This is a genomic window from Klebsiella sp. S69 (assembly GCF_016516145.1).
GTDB lineage: Bacteria > Pseudomonadota > Gammaproteobacteria > Enterobacterales > Enterobacteriaceae > Klebsiella > Klebsiella oxytoca.
Map to the genome: position 1 here is coordinate 124,294 of NZ_JACVUU010000020.1, position 15,596 is coordinate 139,889.

Annotated in this window: 15 protein-coding genes; 11 read left to right on the forward strand and 4 right to left on the reverse strand. The window is 56.3% G+C overall.

Annotation, left to right across the window (positions count from 1 at the left end; genetic code table 11):
• Positions 1-4: 4 nt before the first annotated feature.
• The 4 genes from IAE27_RS19760 (at position 5) to IAE27_RS19775 (ending at position 4,426) form a co-directional block, all read left to right on the forward strand.
• A complete protein-coding gene (locus IAE27_RS19760) occupies positions 5-1,435 on the forward strand; it encodes a 6-phospho-beta-glucosidase (protein WP_024274547.1) in 1,431 nt (476 codons plus the stop codon).
• Between the two features lie 182 nt (positions 1,436-1,617).
• Complete coding sequence (gene upp / locus IAE27_RS19765; RefSeq protein WP_004104429.1) at positions 1,618-2,244, forward strand: uracil phosphoribosyltransferase; 627 nt, start codon at positions 1,618-1,620, stop codon at positions 2,242-2,244.
• A 95-nt stretch (positions 2,245-2,339) separates the two neighbouring features.
• On the forward strand, positions 2,340-3,629 hold the full coding sequence (gene uraA, locus IAE27_RS19770; RefSeq protein WP_004104428.1) for a uracil permease: 1,290 nt from the start codon (positions 2,340-2,342) through the stop codon (positions 3,627-3,629).
• A gap of 95 nt (positions 3,630-3,724) precedes the next feature.
• Complete coding sequence (locus IAE27_RS19775) at positions 3,725-4,426, forward strand: DnaA inactivator Hda (RefSeq protein WP_213799324.1); 702 nt, start codon at positions 3,725-3,727, stop codon at positions 4,424-4,426.
• Between the two features lie 39 nt (positions 4,427-4,465).
• Here IAE27_RS19775 and arsC read toward each other — a convergent pair whose 3' ends face one another.
• Positions 4,466-4,825 carry an arsenate reductase (glutaredoxin) gene (arsC, locus tag IAE27_RS19780; protein WP_004104426.1) on the reverse strand — a complete coding sequence of 120 codons (360 nt, stop codon included), beginning with the start codon at positions 4,823-4,825 and terminating at the stop codon, positions 4,466-4,468.
• Positions 4,826-4,834: 9 nt separating this feature from the next.
• A complete protein-coding gene (gene bepA / locus IAE27_RS19785) occupies positions 4,835-6,298 on the reverse strand; it encodes a beta-barrel assembly-enhancing protease (RefSeq protein ID WP_016809534.1) in 1,464 nt (487 codons plus the stop codon).
• 229 nt (positions 6,299-6,527) lie between these two features.
• Here bepA and IAE27_RS19790 point away from each other — a divergent pair, with 229 nt between their 5' ends.
• A complete protein-coding gene (locus IAE27_RS19790; protein ID WP_004104424.1) occupies positions 6,528-7,595 on the forward strand; it encodes an AI-2E family transporter in 1,068 nt (355 codons plus the stop codon).
• A gap of 71 nt (positions 7,596-7,666) precedes the next feature.
• Here IAE27_RS19790 and bcp read toward each other — a convergent pair whose 3' ends face one another.
• Positions 7,667-8,137, reverse strand: coding sequence for a thioredoxin-dependent thiol peroxidase (gene bcp, locus IAE27_RS19795; protein WP_004104423.1), 471 nt, complete (start codon positions 8,135-8,137; stop codon positions 7,667-7,669).
• Positions 8,138-8,140: 3 nt separating this feature from the next.
• The gene (locus tag IAE27_RS19800; RefSeq protein WP_004104421.1) at positions 8,141-8,710 is read right to left on the reverse strand and encodes a glycine cleavage system transcriptional repressor; all 570 of its coding nucleotides are present in this window, start codon (positions 8,708-8,710) and stop codon (positions 8,141-8,143) included.
• A gap of 153 nt (positions 8,711-8,863) precedes the next feature.
• Between IAE27_RS19800 and dapA the strand changes: the two genes are divergently transcribed.
• The 6 genes from dapA to ypfH all read left to right on the forward strand — a co-directional run bounded on the left by dapA (position 8,864) and on the right by ypfH (position 15,392).
• Positions 8,864-9,742: a 4-hydroxy-tetrahydrodipicolinate synthase gene (gene dapA / locus IAE27_RS19805; RefSeq protein WP_004104419.1), complete on the forward strand. Its 879-nt coding sequence runs from the start codon at positions 8,864-8,866 to the stop codon at positions 9,740-9,742.
• A 16-nt stretch (positions 9,743-9,758) separates the two neighbouring features.
• Positions 9,759-10,793 (forward strand): outer membrane protein assembly factor BamC, encoded by a 1,035-nt coding sequence (gene bamC / locus IAE27_RS19810; protein ID WP_004104418.1) that lies wholly within the window; start codon positions 9,759-9,761, stop codon positions 10,791-10,793.
• Between the two features lie 108 nt (positions 10,794-10,901).
• A complete protein-coding gene (purC, locus tag IAE27_RS19815) occupies positions 10,902-11,615 on the forward strand; it encodes a phosphoribosylaminoimidazolesuccinocarboxamide synthase (protein WP_200092807.1) in 714 nt (237 codons plus the stop codon).
• A gap of 119 nt (positions 11,616-11,734) precedes the next feature.
• Positions 11,735-12,604 carry a neutral zinc metallopeptidase gene (locus tag IAE27_RS19820; protein WP_070555695.1) on the forward strand — a complete coding sequence of 290 codons (870 nt, stop codon included), beginning with the start codon at positions 11,735-11,737 and terminating at the stop codon, positions 12,602-12,604.
• Between the two features lie 12 nt (positions 12,605-12,616).
• On the forward strand, positions 12,617-14,620 hold the full coding sequence (locus tag IAE27_RS19825) for a tRNA(Met) cytidine acetyltransferase TmcA (RefSeq protein WP_154022942.1): 2,004 nt from the start codon (positions 12,617-12,619) through the stop codon (positions 14,618-14,620).
• Between the two features lie 73 nt (positions 14,621-14,693).
• Positions 14,694-15,392, forward strand: a complete 699-nt coding sequence (gene ypfH / locus IAE27_RS19830; RefSeq protein WP_016809537.1) for an esterase — start codon at positions 14,694-14,696, stop codon at positions 15,390-15,392.
• The last annotated feature ends 204 nt before the right edge of the window (positions 15,393-15,596 follow it).

The window sequence follows — 15,596 nt, forward strand, 5'->3', positions numbered from 1 at the left end:
GAACATGTCTGGATTTAAAGAAGGTTTTCTGTGGGGCGGCGCGGTAGCGGCGCATCAGTTGGAAGGCGGCTGGAAAGAGGGCGGTAAAGGGGTGAGCGTCGCCGACGTCATGACCGCAGGCGCACACGGCGTACCGCGCGAAATCACTGATGGCGTCCTGCCAGGGAAAAACTATCCCAACCACGAGGCGATTGATTTCTACCATCGTTATAAAGACGACGTTCAGCTGTTTGCCGAAATGGGCTTCAAGTGTTTCCGCACCTCCATTGCCTGGACGAGGATCTTCCCGCAGGGCGATGAGCAAGAACCTAACGAAGCCGGCCTGCAGTTTTACGATGACCTGTTCGACGAGTGCCTGAAGCACGGTATTGAGCCGGTGATTACGCTCTCCCACTTCGAAATGCCGTACCATCTGGTGACGGAGTACGGCGGCTGGCGTAACCGTAAGCTGATTGATTTCTTCGTCCGCTTTGCCCGGGTGGTGTTTACCCGCTACCAGCATAAAGTGAAGTACTGGATGACCTTTAATGAGATCAATAACCAGGCCAATTTCCACGAAGATTTTGCCCCGTTTACTAACTCCGGACTGAAGTATCTGCCGGGTGAAGACCGTGAGCCGGTGATGTATCAGGCAGCGCACTATGAGCTGGTCGCCAGCGCGCTGGCGGTTAAGGCCGCCCGCGAAATTAACCCGTCGTTGCAGGTGGGCTGCATGATCGCCATGTGTCCTATTTACCCGCTGAGCTGCGCGCCCAACGATATGATGATGGCGATGAACGCCATGCATCGCCGCTACTGGTTTACCGACGTTCACGTGCGCGGCAAATATCCGCAGCACCTGCTGAACTACTTCGAGCGCCGCGGCTTTAAGCTGGATATCACCGAAGAAGACCGCGCGGCGCTGACTCAGGGCTGCGTCGATTATATTGGCTTTAGCTACTATATGTCGTTTGCCACGAAAGCAACGGATGACAATCCGCTGCTGGATTATGATGAAACCACCAGCCTGGTTTCCAATCCGTACGTGCAGAAGTCAGACTGGGGCTGGCAGATTGATCCGGTCGGGCTGCGCTACTCCCTGAACTGGTTCTGGGACCATTATCAGTTGCCGCTGTTTATTGTGGAGAACGGCTTTGGCGCCATCGACGTGCGCGAAGCGGACGGTTCGGTAGATGACCAGTACCGTATCGACTATCTCTCCGCCCATATCGCCGAGATGAAAAAAGCGGTTGTTGAGGATGGCGTCGACCTGATGGGCTACACCCCGTGGGGCTGTATCGATCTGGTCTCCGCAGGTACCGGCGAGATGAAAAAACGCTACGGGTTTATCTATGTAGATAAAGACAATGAAGGTAAGGGCACCCTGGCGCGTAGCCGCAAGAAATCTTTTGCCTGGTATCAGCAGGTTATCAGCAGCAACGGCGAAAAGCTATAAACAGCCCTAAAGCCCCATTCAGCCCCGCTTTCGCGGGGTTTTTTTATTTTGTTTTATACTGGCTCAGGCAGCGTAAAGCATTTTGGTTGATCCCGGTCAAACATATCGGCTATGGCGTAAAAGGAAAAAGGCGGTATAATCCGGCGATTTTTTTTGTGGCTGCCCCTCAGAGGAGAAAGAGAATGAAGATCGTGGAAGTGAAACACCCACTCGTCAAACACAAGCTGGGCCTGATGCGTGAGCACGACATCAGCACCAAACGCTTCCGTGAACTCGCCTCAGAAGTTGGCAGCTTACTGACTTATGAAGCCACCGCCGATCTGGCGACTGAAAAAGTGACCATCGAAGGCTGGAACGGCCCGGTAGAAGTTGAGCAGATCAAGGGTAAAAAAATTACCGTTGTGCCAATTCTGCGCGCGGGTCTGGGGATGATGGAAGGCGTGCTTGAGCACGTGCCAAGCGCGCGCATCAGCGTGGTAGGCATCTATCGTAACGAAGAGACCCTTGAGCCGGTTCCTTACTTCCAGAAGCTGGTATCCAATATCGACGAACGCATGGCGCTGGTGGTTGACCCGATGCTGGCAACCGGCGGCTCGATGATCGCCACCATCGACCTGCTGAAAAAAGCCGGCTGCTCCAGCATTAAGGTGCTGGTTCTGGTGGCCGCGCCGGAAGGTATCGCCGCGCTGGAGAAAGCGCATCCGGACGTTGAGCTGTATACCGCGTCCATCGACCAGGGCCTGAACGAGCACGGATACATTATTCCGGGGCTCGGCGATGCTGGCGATAAGATTTTTGGTACGAAATAAACGATGAAGTAGAAAAAGCCGACTTTAAGAGTCGGCTTTTTTTTGAATAAAACACACCAACAGCAATCAACAAACGACTCTCAGAGGAAAATGCCATGACGCGCCGTGCTATCGGGGTGAGTGAAAGACCGCCGCTTTTACAGACAATCCCGCTTAGTTTGCAACATCTGTTCGCCATGTTTGGCGCAACGGTACTGGTGCCCGTTCTGTTTCACATCAATCCGGCCACGGTACTGCTGTTTAACGGCATCGGAACGCTGTTATACCTTTTCATCTGCAAAGGCAAAATCCCGGCTTATCTGGGATCGAGCTTTGCGTTTATTTCTCCGGTACTGCTTTTGCTACCGTTGGGCTACGAAGTCGCTCTCGGCGGCTTTATCATGTGCGGCGTGCTGTTTTGCATCGTCTCCTTTATTGTCAAAAAAGCCGGCACCGGCTGGCTTGATGTGATGTTCCCCCCGGCGGCGATGGGCGCGATTGTTGCGGTTATTGGACTGGAGCTGGCGGGCGTCGCGGCGAATATGGCCGGTCTGCTGCCCGCAGAGGGACAATCGCCGGACAGCAAAACCATCATCATTTCGATGGTGACGCTGGCGGTGACGGTCTTCGGTTCAGTGCTGTTCCGCGGTTTCCTGGCAATTATCCCGATTTTAATCGGCGTCCTGGTTGGCTACGCGCTCTCCTTCGTAATGGGCGTTGTCGACACGACGCCCATCGCCGAGGCCCACTGGTTCGCGCTGCCGACCTTCTACACCCCGCGCTTTGAATGGTTTGCGATTTTCACCATTCTTCCAGCCGCGCTGGTGGTGATCGCCGAGCACGTTGGGCATCTGGTGGTAACGGCCAATATCGTCAAAAAAGATCTGATCCGCGATCCGGGCCTGCATCGTTCAATGTTTGCCAACGGTCTCTCCACGGTGATCTCCGGCTTCTTTGGCTCCACGCCGAACACCACCTACGGCGAGAACATTGGCGTGATGGCGATTACCCGCGTTTACAGTACCTGGGTTATCGGCGGCGCGGCGATCATCGCGATTCTGCTCTCCTGCGTCGGCAAGCTGGCGGCGGCGATCCAGATTATCCCGCTGCCGGTAATGGGCGGCGTCTCTCTGCTGCTATACGGAGTGATTGGCGCATCGGGTATTCGCGTGCTGATCGAATCAAAAGTCGATTACAACAAGGCGCAGAACCTGATTCTGACCTCCGTCATTCTGATTATCGGCGTGAGCGGTGCAAAAGTGCATATCGGCGCCGCCGAACTGAAAGGCATGGCGCTGGCGACGATTGTTGGCGTCGGCCTGAGTCTGATCTTTAAACTGATCGGCGTCTTGCGTCCGGAAGAGGTCGTTCTCGACGCTGCCGATAGCGAAGAAGCAAAACATTGATCCTTATACCGGGCGGCGATCCTGCCCGGTTCTCTCCTTGCGTATTTCTGTGCTAAACTCTCCGCGTTTTTCTGAAAGCCTATGTTGAGGTCCATCTGAACGCACCGGCACAGCTCTCTTTGCCACTGTATCTTCCCGATGATGAAACTTTCGCAAGTTTCTGGCCGGGTGATAACCCTTCTCTTCTTGCCGCCCTGCAAAATGTGCTGCGGCAGGAGCATAGCGGATACATCTATATCTGGTCACGCGAAGGGGCGGGGCGCAGCCATCTCCTGCACGCAGCATGCGCGGAACTTTCCCAGCGCGGTGATGCGGTGGGCTATGTGCCGCTGGATAAACGGACGTGGTTTGTTCCTGAAGTGCTGGACGGAATGGAGCAGCTATCGCTGGTTTGCATCGACAATATTGAATGCGTGGCGGGCGATGAGCTGTGGGAAATGGCGATTTTCGACCTCTACAACCGCATCCTCGAATCCGGTAAAACCCGGCTGCTGATCACCGGCGACCGACCCCCACGCCAGCTCAAGCTGGGCCTGCCGGATCTTGCCTCGCGCCTCGACTGGGGACAAATCTACAAGCTGCAGCCGCTATCGGATGAAGATAAGCTCCAGGCGCTTCAGCTGCGGGCGAGGCTGCGCGGCTTTGAAATGCCGGAAGACGTCTGCCGGTTCCTCCTCAAGCGCCTGGATCGTGAAATGCGCTCGCTGTTTATGACGCTCGATCAGCTCGATCGCGCTTCTATAACCGCCCAGCGCAAGCTGACCATTCCTTTCGTCAAAGAGATCCTCAAGCTGTAGCGGGCCGCGGCTTCCGAAGCCAACCGCGGCAGGATGATGCTAGTTAACGATCTCCAGTACCTGCTCCGGCGGGCGGCCGATACGGGCCTCGCCGTGGCTGACGACAATAGGGCGCTCAATCAGTTTTGGATTATCGATCATTGCCTGGATCAGCGCATCTTCGCTGAGCTGCGGATTAGCGAGATCCAGCGATTTATAGAGATCTTCTTTCTGGCGCATTAACTCGCGCGCGCTGGCCATTCCTAACATTTTCAGCAGCTGGCGCAGCGTGGCGGCATCCGGCGGCGTCTCCAGATAGAGCACCACTTCAGGGTCGATACCGTTAGCCTTCAGCAGGCTCAACGTGTCGCGGCTCTTGGAGCAGCGCGGGTTGTGATAGATTTTGACCGTATCGGACATGAGATCTCCTTACATTTTCTGGTACGGTTTAAAGCGTTGCTGCAGCTGGCGCAGCTGATCGATACGCGCATCGTAGCGGGCCTGCTGTAAGCTGCCTAATTTCACCTGCGAGCTGGCGCTGCTGAGCAGGGTAATCGCCTGATCGAGGCGGCCTACCAGCGCCATCCCTTCTGCTCTGGCAGCCAGCTCCTGATCGCGATTGCCCAGTTTGGCTTCCGCCTGCGCCAGCAGCTCCCAACCGTTGATGTCGTCTTTATTATTAAAGGTGTAGCGGTTAAGGATATTCGCGGCTTCCGCCGGTTGTCCTCCTTCCAGCAGGGCGTTGGCGAGGTTGAGCTGCAGCACCGGGTTGGTGCGCAGTTCGCGAGCGCTTTTCAGGCGGTTAATCGCGTCTGTCGCTCTTTTTTGCCCGAGGTCGATATCGGTGGCCAGGTCGAGATACCAGGCGTTCTGCGGTTCTGCGGTCAGCAACGGCTGTAGCGTTTTGCGCGCCAGATCGTAGTTGTTGTTACCCATTGCCAGCAGAGCGCGGCCGTACTGGGCGGCGTGCTGTTCGCGAATATTGCCTTTTTCCCAACTGCTCAGCAGGTCATTGCCCAGCTTATTATCGCCGGAAGTGTACATACCGAGCGTTCTGGCTTTCGCCAGATAGAAGTCAGCTGAGGACTGTACGACAACCGGGCGCATTTGATTCGCGCGGTTGCGGGCGTCGGCAAGCCGGCTTTCCGGCAGCGGGTGCGTCAGCAGCATTTCCGGCGGACGGGTGGAGTAGCGCGATTCGTCGAGCAGCTTCCCCATAAACGCCGGCATCGCCTGCGGGTCGAACCCAGAGCGCTGAAGGACCTGAATACCAATGCGGTCGGCCTCTTCTTCGTTTTGACGGGTAAAGCTGATCATTCCCTGCTGGCTACCCGCCAGGGTACCGGTCAGGGCGGCCATACCGGCCTGCGGGCTGGCCATCGCCAGAAGAATTGAACCCAGCGCACCGACCCAGGTGAGCGGGGCGTTACGCTTTTGGTCTTCCATGGCGCGGGCAAGGTGGCGCTGGGTAACGTGAGAAATTTCGTGCGCCATGACCGATGCCAGCTCGCTTTCGTTATCCGAGTAGCGGAACAGGGCCGAGTGCAGCACCACGTTGCCGCCGAAGAAAGCAAAGGCGTTAATCTGATCGTTATTTATTAAATAAAAGTGGAACGGGGTGCGCACGGAATTGGCGTGCGAGACCAGGCGCATGCCTAAACCGTTAATATATTGCACCAGCAGCGGGTCATTAATTAACGGCGCACTGCCGCGCAGCTGGCGTACATAGTAGTCTCCCATCTGCATTTCCTGGCCGATGGAGAGCGTGCTTCCTGCGGAGGTGCCCATGTCCGGCAGGGTGTCTGCGGTGTCGGCAAAAGCAGGTAATATTGAACCCAGCGTCAGCGACGCTATGACGGTCGCCACCAGCGTTTTCTTCAACTGCCTGAACATAACCTCTGTCCTGTAATGTAGGTGTGCCAGTTTGACCGATTGTGCGGCGTAATGTTCCCTGACCGCAAGCAGGTTCAGCGAGTTTAGCCGTCGTTCGCGGCGTTGCAAATATGATATTCACCCGGTCATTAATGTTTGTGGTTTTACCCATAAAAAGCGAAGTCTTTTTTGTGACATTTCGATACAATTCCTGAGATTGTTACAGCTTTGCTCTTCAGGGAAGGGTTTTATGCTTCAGATGTTAATGCAGTGGTACCGTCGACGGTTCAGCGATCCGGAGGCGATAGCGCTGCTGGTCATTTTGCTGGCCGGGTTCGGCATTATGTTTTTCTTCAGCGGCCTGCTGGCGCCTTTGTTAGTGTCGATAGTTCTGGCCTATTTGCTGGAGTGGCCTACCGTCAGACTGGAGCGTATCGGTTTTTCACGTACCTGGGCCACGTCGGTTGTGCTGATTCTGTTCGTCGGTATTCTGCTCCTGATGGCGTTCGTGGTGATGCCTGTTGCCTGGCAGCAGGGTATTTATCTGATTCGCGATATGCCAGGAATGCTGAATAAGCTTTCCGATTTCGCCGCCACGGTGCCGCGCCGTTATCCGGCCTTAATGGATGCCGGGATTATCGACGCGATGGCGGAGAACATGCGCAGCCGGATGTTAACCGTCGGCGATTCGGTGGTGAAATATTCGCTGGCCTCCCTGGTCGGGCTGCTGACGCTGGCGGTCTACCTGGTGTTGGTTCCGCTGATGGTTTTCTTTCTGCTGAAAGATAAAGAGCAGATGCTTAACGCCGTGCGCCGGGTGCTGCCGCGCAACCGCGGCCTGGCCGGGCAGGTGTGGAAAGAGATGAACCAGCAAATTACCAACTATATCCGCGGTAAGGTACTGGAGATGATCGTCGTCGGCGTGGCGACGTGGATTGGCTTTATCCTTTTTGGCCTTAACTATTCGCTGCTGCTGGCGGTACTGGTCGGATTCTCGGTATTAATTCCCTATATCGGCGCCTTTGTGGTCACTATTCCGGTGGTGGGCGTGGCGTTGTTCCAGTTTGGCGCGGGCACCGAGTTCTGGAGCCTGTTTGCGGTTTACCTGATTATTCAGGGGCTGGACGGCAACCTGCTGGTGCCGGTACTGTTCTCGGAAGCCGTTAACCTGCATCCGCTGGTCATTATTCTGTCGGTGGTGATTTTCGGTGGTCTGTGGGGATTCTGGGGAGTGTTCTTCGCGATCCCGCTGGCGACGCTCATCAAAGCGGTGGTGCATGCCTGGCCGGATGGCCTGATAGTGGAAGACGAGCATTAGCGCGAAGCCGCAAAGAATGGCCTAAAAAAAGACGCCGGGCGATGACCCGGCGTCTTGCGTTTACTCGTGCGTCAGGCGTTTTCTTTCAGCCAGTTCAGCACCACGTCGTGGTGATTGCTGGTTTTGAAGTCATCAAAAACATGTTCGATTTTGCCATTGGCATCGATGAGGAAGCTAATACGATGAATACCGTCGTAGGTTTTCCCCATAAAGGTTTTTTCACCCCAGATACCGAACTGCTCGCACACCTGATGATCTTCATCAGACAGCAGAGTGAAGTTCAGCAGCTCTTTTTCGGCGAAACGGGAGAGTTTTTCTGGTTTATCCGTACTGATTCCCAGAACTTCAACGCCTGCTTTTTTCAGGTCGTCCATATTATCGCGTAAACCGCACGCCTGTACGGTGCAGCCCGGGGTCATGGCTTTGGGATAAAAATAAACCAGAACACGCTGTCCCTGGAAGTCGGTCAAATTTACTTCCTCGCCGTCCTGGTCCGGTAAGCTAAATTTCGGTGCAATATCACCGGCTTTCAGTGGGTTCATCACTCAAACTCCATCCTGTTCATCATGCTGTGAATAATTAACGATGTTAATACTGCCTTGTGCATTCAGTTCTGTACATAGGGCTTTGAACGCTTGTTCGATATTTGATGCATTTTGCGTAGTCGGGCTGTGGGCGGTGATTTGAATAAAAAGCTGTGCTGAATCGTCGTTCGCTCCCGGCTGAGTACGGGAAACCAGTTCGGCAATGTTCATTTTCCACGTATCGCACAGAGCCGTGAATCGCTCAATGATGTGCGGTGAATCCGGCACCTCAACCTGAACCCAGACGCTATTCTGCATCGCCTGCGGCGGCCTTGCGGTTGTACGCTTCATCACGATAAGCAGATCCAGCTCGGCGCCTTTCAGCGGCAGAGTTGATTCAATCAGGTTAATCGCATTCCACGAACCGGAAAGCAGCATGATAAACGTAAACTCATCGCCAAGCATGGCCAGCCGACTGTCTTCGATATTACAGCCGCAGCTGCTGACGTGACGAGTGATCGTATTCACGATGCCTGGGCGGTCAGCACCCAACGCGGTAATAACCAGATAGTGTTGTAATGAGGCTGTCAAACCTGTTCTTCCTTTAAAAAGGTGAGGTAACGTTAGGAAAGCATAAAAAAAACCGGCATACAACATCCCTGATGGCATCGGCTCTCTTGCTTTTATTGCGGCACCAAACGTAACATTGAGAATCTTGTCCCACTTATGCTCTGAGGATGGCCCATGTTTACGGGAAGTATTGTAGCGCTTGTCACGCCGATGGATGAAAACGGCAACGTTTGCCGGTCAAGCCTGAAAAAACTGATTGATTACCATGTCGCCAACGGAACCTCGGCGATTGTTTCGGTAGGTACTACCGGAGAGTCCGCAACATTGAGCCATGAAGAGCATGGTGACGTGGTCATGCAGACGCTGGAACTGGCCGACGGGCGTATCCCGGTCATTGCCGGTACCGGTGCTAATGCAACCGCAGAGGCGATTAGCCTGACTAAAAGATTTAACGATAGCGGCGTGGTTGGCTGCCTGACGGTAACGCCTTATTACAACCGTCCGACTCAGGAAGGACTCTTCCAACACTTTAAAGCTATCGCAGAACATACTGACCTGCCGCAAATTCTGTATAATGTGCCCTCCCGTACCGGTTGCGATATGCTGCCTGAAACCGTTGGTCGTCTGGCGGAAATCAAAAATATTATCGGTATTAAGGAAGCGACGGGGAACTTAAGCCGGGTTCATCAGATCAAAGAGCTGGTTTCAGATGACTTTATTCTGCTGAGCGGCGATGACGCGACCGGAATGGACTTTATGCAGCTAGGCGGCCATGGCGTGATTTCCGTAACGACAAACGTTGCGGCGCGTGAAATGGCCGAGATGTGCCGACTGGCGCTAGCAGGTCAATTTGCCGAAGCTCGTGCGATTAACCAGCGTCTGATGCCATTGCATACCAAATTATTTGTCGAACCCAACCCTATCCCGGTCAAGTGGGCCTGTAAGGCGTTGGGTCTTGTGGCGACCGATACGCTACGCCTGCCGATGACCCCGATTACCGAAAACGGTACGAAGGTTGTTACCGCAGCGCTGAAGCATGCCGGTTTGCTGTAAAGTTTAGGGAGATTTGATGGCTTACTCAGTACAGAAGTCGCGCCTGGCGAAGGTTGCGGGTGTTTCGCTGGTTCTACTCCTCGCGGCCTGTAGTTCTGACTCGCGCTATAAGCGTCAGGTGAGCGGCGACGAGGCCTATTTGCAGGCTACGCCGCTTAGTGAACTTCACGCGCCAGCAGGTATGATTCTGCCGGTTCAGGTGGGTGATTATAATATTCCGGTTGCGACCAGCACCGGTAACACAGGCAAAGCGCTGGATATTCGTCCGCCAGCCCAGCCTCTGGCGCTGGTCAGCGGCGCGCGCACGCAGTTTAACGGTGATACCGCAACGCTGATGGTGGAAAACGGGCGCAGCGGTTCGCTGTGGGCGCAGGTGGCAAGCATCGTGCAGTCGAAAAACTACACTATCGCTAAACGCGACGATGCCAGCCAGACGCTGAATACCGACTGGGTCGAATGGAATCGCCTCGATGAAGACCAGCAGTATCGTGGTCGCTATCAAATCTCAGTTAAACAGCAGGGCTACCAGCAGGCGGTGATCGTGAAGCTGGTGAATCTGGAGCAGGCGGGTAAACCTGTTGCCGATCCGGCTTCGCTGCAGCGCTACAGTACCGCCATGCTGAACGTCATTTCCGAAGGTCTGGATCTGAACGCGACCAGCGCGCAGAACGCTGCGCAGAAAAATGCTGGGGCAACCTTCGACGTGCAGAGCGGGGCTGATGATACCGGCCTGCCGATGCTGATCGTTCGCGCACCGTTTAATCTGGTATGGCAACGCCTGCCGGGCGCGCTGGAAAAAGTGGGTATGAAGGTAACTGATAGTTCTCGCTCTCAGGGTAACTTGTCCGTGACCTATAAACCGCTTTCCGACAGCGGCTGGACCGATCTGGGCGCTCGCGACCCACAGCTGGTGTCCGGCGATTATAAACTGCAGGTCGGGGACCTCGATAACCGCAGCAGTCTGCAGTTCATCGACCCGAAAGGCCATACTCTGACGCAGTCGCAAAATGATGCCCTGGTTGCCGTATTCCAGGCCGCATTAAGTAAGTAATTAACAGGGCTGGAGCAATCCGGCCCTTTTTAATGTATAGTGACGCAAACGTGTGCGTCGGCAGAAAAGCACAAATTTTTATCGTTAATCATCACTGGAGTGACAAAGATGCAAAAGCAAGCTGAGTTGTATCGTGGTAAGGCGAAGACGGTATACAGCACCGAGACCCCGGATCTGTTGATACTCGAATTCCGTAACGATACGTCAGCAGGGGACGGCGCTCGCATTGAGCAGTTCGATCGTAAAGGCATGGTGAACAACAAGTTCAACCATTTCATTATGAGCAAGCTGGCGGAAGCGGGTATCCCGACCCAGATGGAAGCGCTGTTGTCCGATACCGAGTGTCTGGTTAAAAAGCTGGATATGGTGCCGGTGGAGTGCGTGGTACGTAACCGCGCTGCCGGTTCGCTGGTGAAACGCTTAGGGATTGAAGAGGGCATCGAGCTGAACCCGCCGCTGTTCGACCTGTTCCTGAAGAACGACGCCATGCACGATCCGATGGTCAACGAATCCTACTGCGAAACCTTTGGCTGGGTGAGCAAAGAGAACCTGGCGCGTATGCAGGAGCTGACCTACAAAGCTAACGATGTGCTGAAAAAGCTGTTTGACGATGCGGGCCTGATCCTGGTGGATTTCAAGCTGGAATTTGGTCTGTTCAAAGGCGAAGTGGTGCTGGGGGATGAATTTTCTCCGGACGGCAGCCGTCTGTGGGATAAAAAGACCATGGATAAAATGGACAAAGACCGTTTCCGCCAGAGCCTCGGCGGCCTGATTGAAGCCTATGAAGAAGTCGCTCATCGCCTGGGCGTGAAGCTCGACTAATCCCCTACGCCAGGAGAAGTTTTCTTCTTCTGGCGCTCTTCTTGCTGTTTCCTGTGGTAATCCTTCGCTGAACCGCCTACGATCTTATTCATTGGTTAATATGATGAATTGAGGTGCTTATGCGCTGGCAAGGACGTCGCGAGAGCGACAATGTTGAAGATCGTCGTAGTCAATCTGGTTCGCCAATGGGCGGCGGGGGCGGTTTTCGTCTCCCCAGCGGCAAAGGCGGCATTGTGCTGCTGATTATTGTTCTGGTGGCGGGCTATTACGGCGTCGATTTAACCGGCATGCTGACCGGCGAGCCGGTATCTCCGCAGCAAACCACCACCCAACGCTCCATCAGCCCGCAGGATGAAGAAGCCGCAAAATTCACTAAGGTGATTCTGGCGGACACGGAAGATACCTGGGGAGCAATATTTAAAGATATGGGCCGCCAGTATCCGCAGCCCAAACTGGTGATGTACCGCGGCGCGACGCGGACCGCCTGCGGTACCGGTCAGTCCGTTATGGGGCCTTTTTACTGCCCGGCGGACAGCACGGTGTATATCGACCTGTCATTCTACGATGAGATGAGAAACAAGCTTGGCGCCGGCGGCGATTTCGCACAGGGCTACGTTATCGCCCACGAGGTTGGCCACCACGTACAAAAGCTGCTGGGTATTGAATCGAAAGTGCGTGAGCTACAGCAAAACGCTTCGCAGGCGGAAGCGAATCGCCTGTCGGTGAAAATGGAACTACAGGCGGACTGCTTCGCTGGCGTCTGGGGTTACAACATGCAGAAGCAGGACTACATGGAGACCGGCGATCTCCAGGAAGCGCTGAATGCCGCAGAGGCGATTGGCGACGATCGCCTGCAGCAGCAGAGCCAGGGGCGGGTGGTGCCGGACAGCTTTACCCATGGAACGTCGCAGCAGCGCTATACCTGGTTTAAACGCGGCTTCGATAGCGGCGACCCGGCGCAGTGCAACACCTTCGGCAATGCGCTGTAATGCTCTTCTGTCATGGATGAACTGCGTCGTCTGACGGCGCAGATGGCGCGCGAAGGCATTCGTCGTCTGCTGGTTCTCAGCGGCGACGATGCCTGGACTCAGCTTCAGGCGCAACAAATACGCACAGCGCTGGCCGGAGACGGACTGTGGGTTGGCCCACAGCCGATGCCTGCGCCGTACGTCCCGCCTGCAGATCTGAGATCGCTGTTGGGCCGCGAATACCAGCACGCCTTTTTCGATGCCCGCGCGGGCTTTGATGTTGCCGCTTTCGCCGCGTTAGCCGGTACGCTACGCGCCGGTAGCTGGCTGGTATTGCTCACCCCCGACTTCGCCCAATGGCCGGCCCGTCCTGATGCGGATTCCCGGCGCTGGAGCGACGCTCCCGATCCCATACCCACGCCGAACTTTGTTTATCGTTTTTGCCAACAGATTGTTGCGGATAAAGCGTCCATTCTCTGGCGGCAGGGCCATGAACGGGTCGTACCCGTATTTCCCGAGCGCCCGCGATGGCATTTCGCCGATGGTCATCCGCAGGCGGAGCAGGCCGCCGTTCTTGCCGAACTTGCCGATTTCCCCCCCGGTATTGCCGCGTTGACCGCCGAACGCGGGCGAGGGAAGTCCGCTCTCGCGGGAATGCTTCTCCGCCAGCTAAAAGGTGACGCCATCGTTACCGCGCCGGCGCGCGGAGCGACGGAGGTGATGGCGGCTTTCGCCGGGGAGAGCGTTAACTTTATGGCGCCCGATGCATTACTGGCGTCCGGACGTCGAGCGGGATGGCTGATAGTCGACGAGGCTGCCGCCATCCCCGGGCCGCTGCTGCGCCAGCTTGTTTCCCGTTTCCCGAGAACGCTGCTGATCACCACCGTTCAGGGATATGAAGGGACCGGACGCGGTTTTTTACTTAAATTTTGCGCCAGCTTCGCGCACCTACGGCAGTTTAGCCTCACGACGCCCATCCGCTGGGCTAGCGGCTGTCCGCTGGAAGCGGCAATTGCACAGCTGCTGCTGTTCAATGATGAGACCTTCCAGCATGCGCCAGGCGGCGATATCGCGCTGGAGAACGTCAGCCAGCAGTGCTGGCGGCGGCAGCCTGCGTTACCGGAAACGATGTATCAGCTGCTCTCCGGGGCCCACTATCGCACGTCGCCGCTGGATCTCCGGCGCATGCTGGATGCGCCAGGACAGCATTTTACCTGCGCCCATAGCGGCGAGCGCATCGCCGGGGCGTTGTGGCTGGTGGAGGAGGGCGGTCTTGAGCCGTCGCTTAGCCGGGCGGTATGGGCCGGCTATCGGCGTCCGCGCGGAAATCTGGTGGCGCAGTCGCTGGCGGCGCATGGCGGTAGCCCATTGGCGGCCACGTTGACGGGCCTGCGCATCAGCCGTATTGCCGTGCATCCGGCTCGCCAGCGCGAGGGGCTGGGGCAGCGGCTGGTGGCCCGGGCGGCGGCTCAGGCTGCGGACCGGGATTATCTCTCAGTCAGTTTTGGCTATACTCCCGAACTTTGGCGTTTCTGGCAAAGCTGCGGTTTTACGCTGGTGCGGCTGGGCACGCATCGGGAAGCCAGCAGTGGCTGTTACACCGCGATGGCGCTCTATCCTCTCAGCGAAGCGGGACATTGCCTGGCAAGCGAAGAAGCCCAACGGCTGCAGCGCGACGAATTCTGGCTGCGCGAGTGGCGAGATGAACCTGTGCCGCTGACGGCGCTGAAAGCGACTATTCTTACTGAAGAAGACTGGCTGGAGGTAGCGGGTTTTGCTTTTGCCCATCGTCCGCTGCTGACCTCGGCGGGTAGCCTCAATCGCCTGCTTATGCTGGTGGTGCTGCCGCTTCCGGCGCTGCGGGCCCGCCTGCAGCAGCAGGATGAGACCGCGCTTTGCCGAACGTTAGGTTTATCCGGACGGAAAGCGCTGCTGGCCAGGCTGCGCGAAGAGGCGGCGCAGGCGCTGCTTAGCCTGGATGAAAACCGCGCCAACGACCTGCGCCGGCAGGTTCAGATGTTGCAATTTTTTAACTAACTTCATCAGTTAAATGGCATGGTCATATTCCCTCCGCGGCGTAAACTTCCTTGCAGACATTAAGGAGAAAGCCATGAAACACGATCATTTTATCGTTCAAAGCCCCGCAACACCTGCACAGCAACTGCTGCTGCTGTTTCATGGCGTCGGCGATAACCCGGTGGCCATGGGGCAAATCGGTAGCTGGTTTGCGCCGCTCTTTCCCGATGCGCTTATCGTCAGCATCGGCGGCGCGGAGCCGTGCGGCCCGGCTCCGGGACGCCAGTGGTTTTCTGTTCAGGGCGTCAGCGAAGAAAATCGCCAGCAGCGCGTAGATGCGATTATGCCGACCTTTATTGAAACGGTGCGCTACTGGCAACAACAGAGCGGCGTCAGCCCGCAGGCGACGGCGCTGATCGGCTTCTCGCAGGGGGCGATTATGTCGCTGGAAAGCATTAAAGCCGAACCGGGTCTGGCATCGCGGGTGATTGCCTTCAACGGCCGCTATGCGACTCTGCCCGAGACGGCGACGACCGCGACCACGATTCACCTGATCCACGGCGGTGAAGATCGGGTTATCGATCTGGCGTGGGCGGTTGCGGGGCAGGAGGCGCTGCAGCAGGCCGGCGGGGATGTGACGCTGGATATCGTTGAGGATCTGGGGCACGCGATTGACGATCGCAGCATGCAGTTTGCTCTCGATCATCTGCGCTTTACCGTACCGAAGCACTATTTCGACGAAGCGCTCAGCGGCAGCACGCCGAAAGACAGCGATATTATTGAACTGCTATAAATAATAAATCCGGAGGCGGCGCGATGCGCCTGTCCGGGCTACCGGCCCGCAGACGGGCTGTAAACCCGTAGCCCGGGCAAGGCGCGTTAAGCGCCGCCCCCGGGATAAGAGCGCAGAGTGGAATCATTTCCCGGAGGCGATGCTGCCCATCTATCCGGGCTACCGGCCCGCAGACGGGCTGTAAACCCGTAGCCCGGGCAAGGC

Bases quoted from the DNA above. Each gene is read 5' to 3' on its own strand.
- IAE27_RS19760 (WP_024274547.1), top strand. From the start codon at position 5: ATGTCTGGATTTAAAGAAGGTTTTCTGTGGGGCGGCGCGGTAGCGGCG.
- upp (WP_004104429.1), top strand. From the start codon at position 1,618: ATGAAGATCGTGGAAGTGAAACACCCACTCGTCAAACACAAGCTGGGC.
- uraA (WP_004104428.1), top strand. From the start codon at position 2,340: ATGACGCGCCGTGCTATCGGGGTGAGTGAAAGACCGCCGCTTTTACAG.
- arsC (WP_004104426.1), bottom strand. From the start codon at position 4,825: ATGTCCGATACGGTCAAAATCTATCACAACCCGCGCTGCTCCAAGAGC.
- bepA (WP_016809534.1), bottom strand. From the start codon at position 6,298: ATGTTCAGGCAGTTGAAGAAAACGCTGGTGGCGACCGTCATAGCGTCG.
- IAE27_RS19790 (WP_004104424.1), top strand. From the start codon at position 6,528: ATGCTTCAGATGTTAATGCAGTGGTACCGTCGACGGTTCAGCGATCCG.
- bcp (WP_004104423.1), bottom strand. From the start codon at position 8,137: ATGAACCCACTGAAAGCCGGTGATATTGCACCGAAATTTAGCTTACCG.
- dapA (WP_004104419.1), top strand. From the start codon at position 8,864: ATGTTTACGGGAAGTATTGTAGCGCTTGTCACGCCGATGGATGAAAAC.
- bamC (WP_004104418.1), top strand. From the start codon at position 9,759: ATGGCTTACTCAGTACAGAAGTCGCGCCTGGCGAAGGTTGCGGGTGTT.
- purC (WP_200092807.1), top strand. From the start codon at position 10,902: ATGCAAAAGCAAGCTGAGTTGTATCGTGGTAAGGCGAAGACGGTATAC.
- IAE27_RS19820 (WP_070555695.1), top strand. From the start codon at position 11,735: ATGCGCTGGCAAGGACGTCGCGAGAGCGACAATGTTGAAGATCGTCGT.
- IAE27_RS19825 (WP_154022942.1), top strand. From the start codon at position 12,617: ATGGATGAACTGCGTCGTCTGACGGCGCAGATGGCGCGCGAAGGCATT.
- ypfH (WP_016809537.1), top strand. From the start codon at position 14,694: ATGAAACACGATCATTTTATCGTTCAAAGCCCCGCAACACCTGCACAG.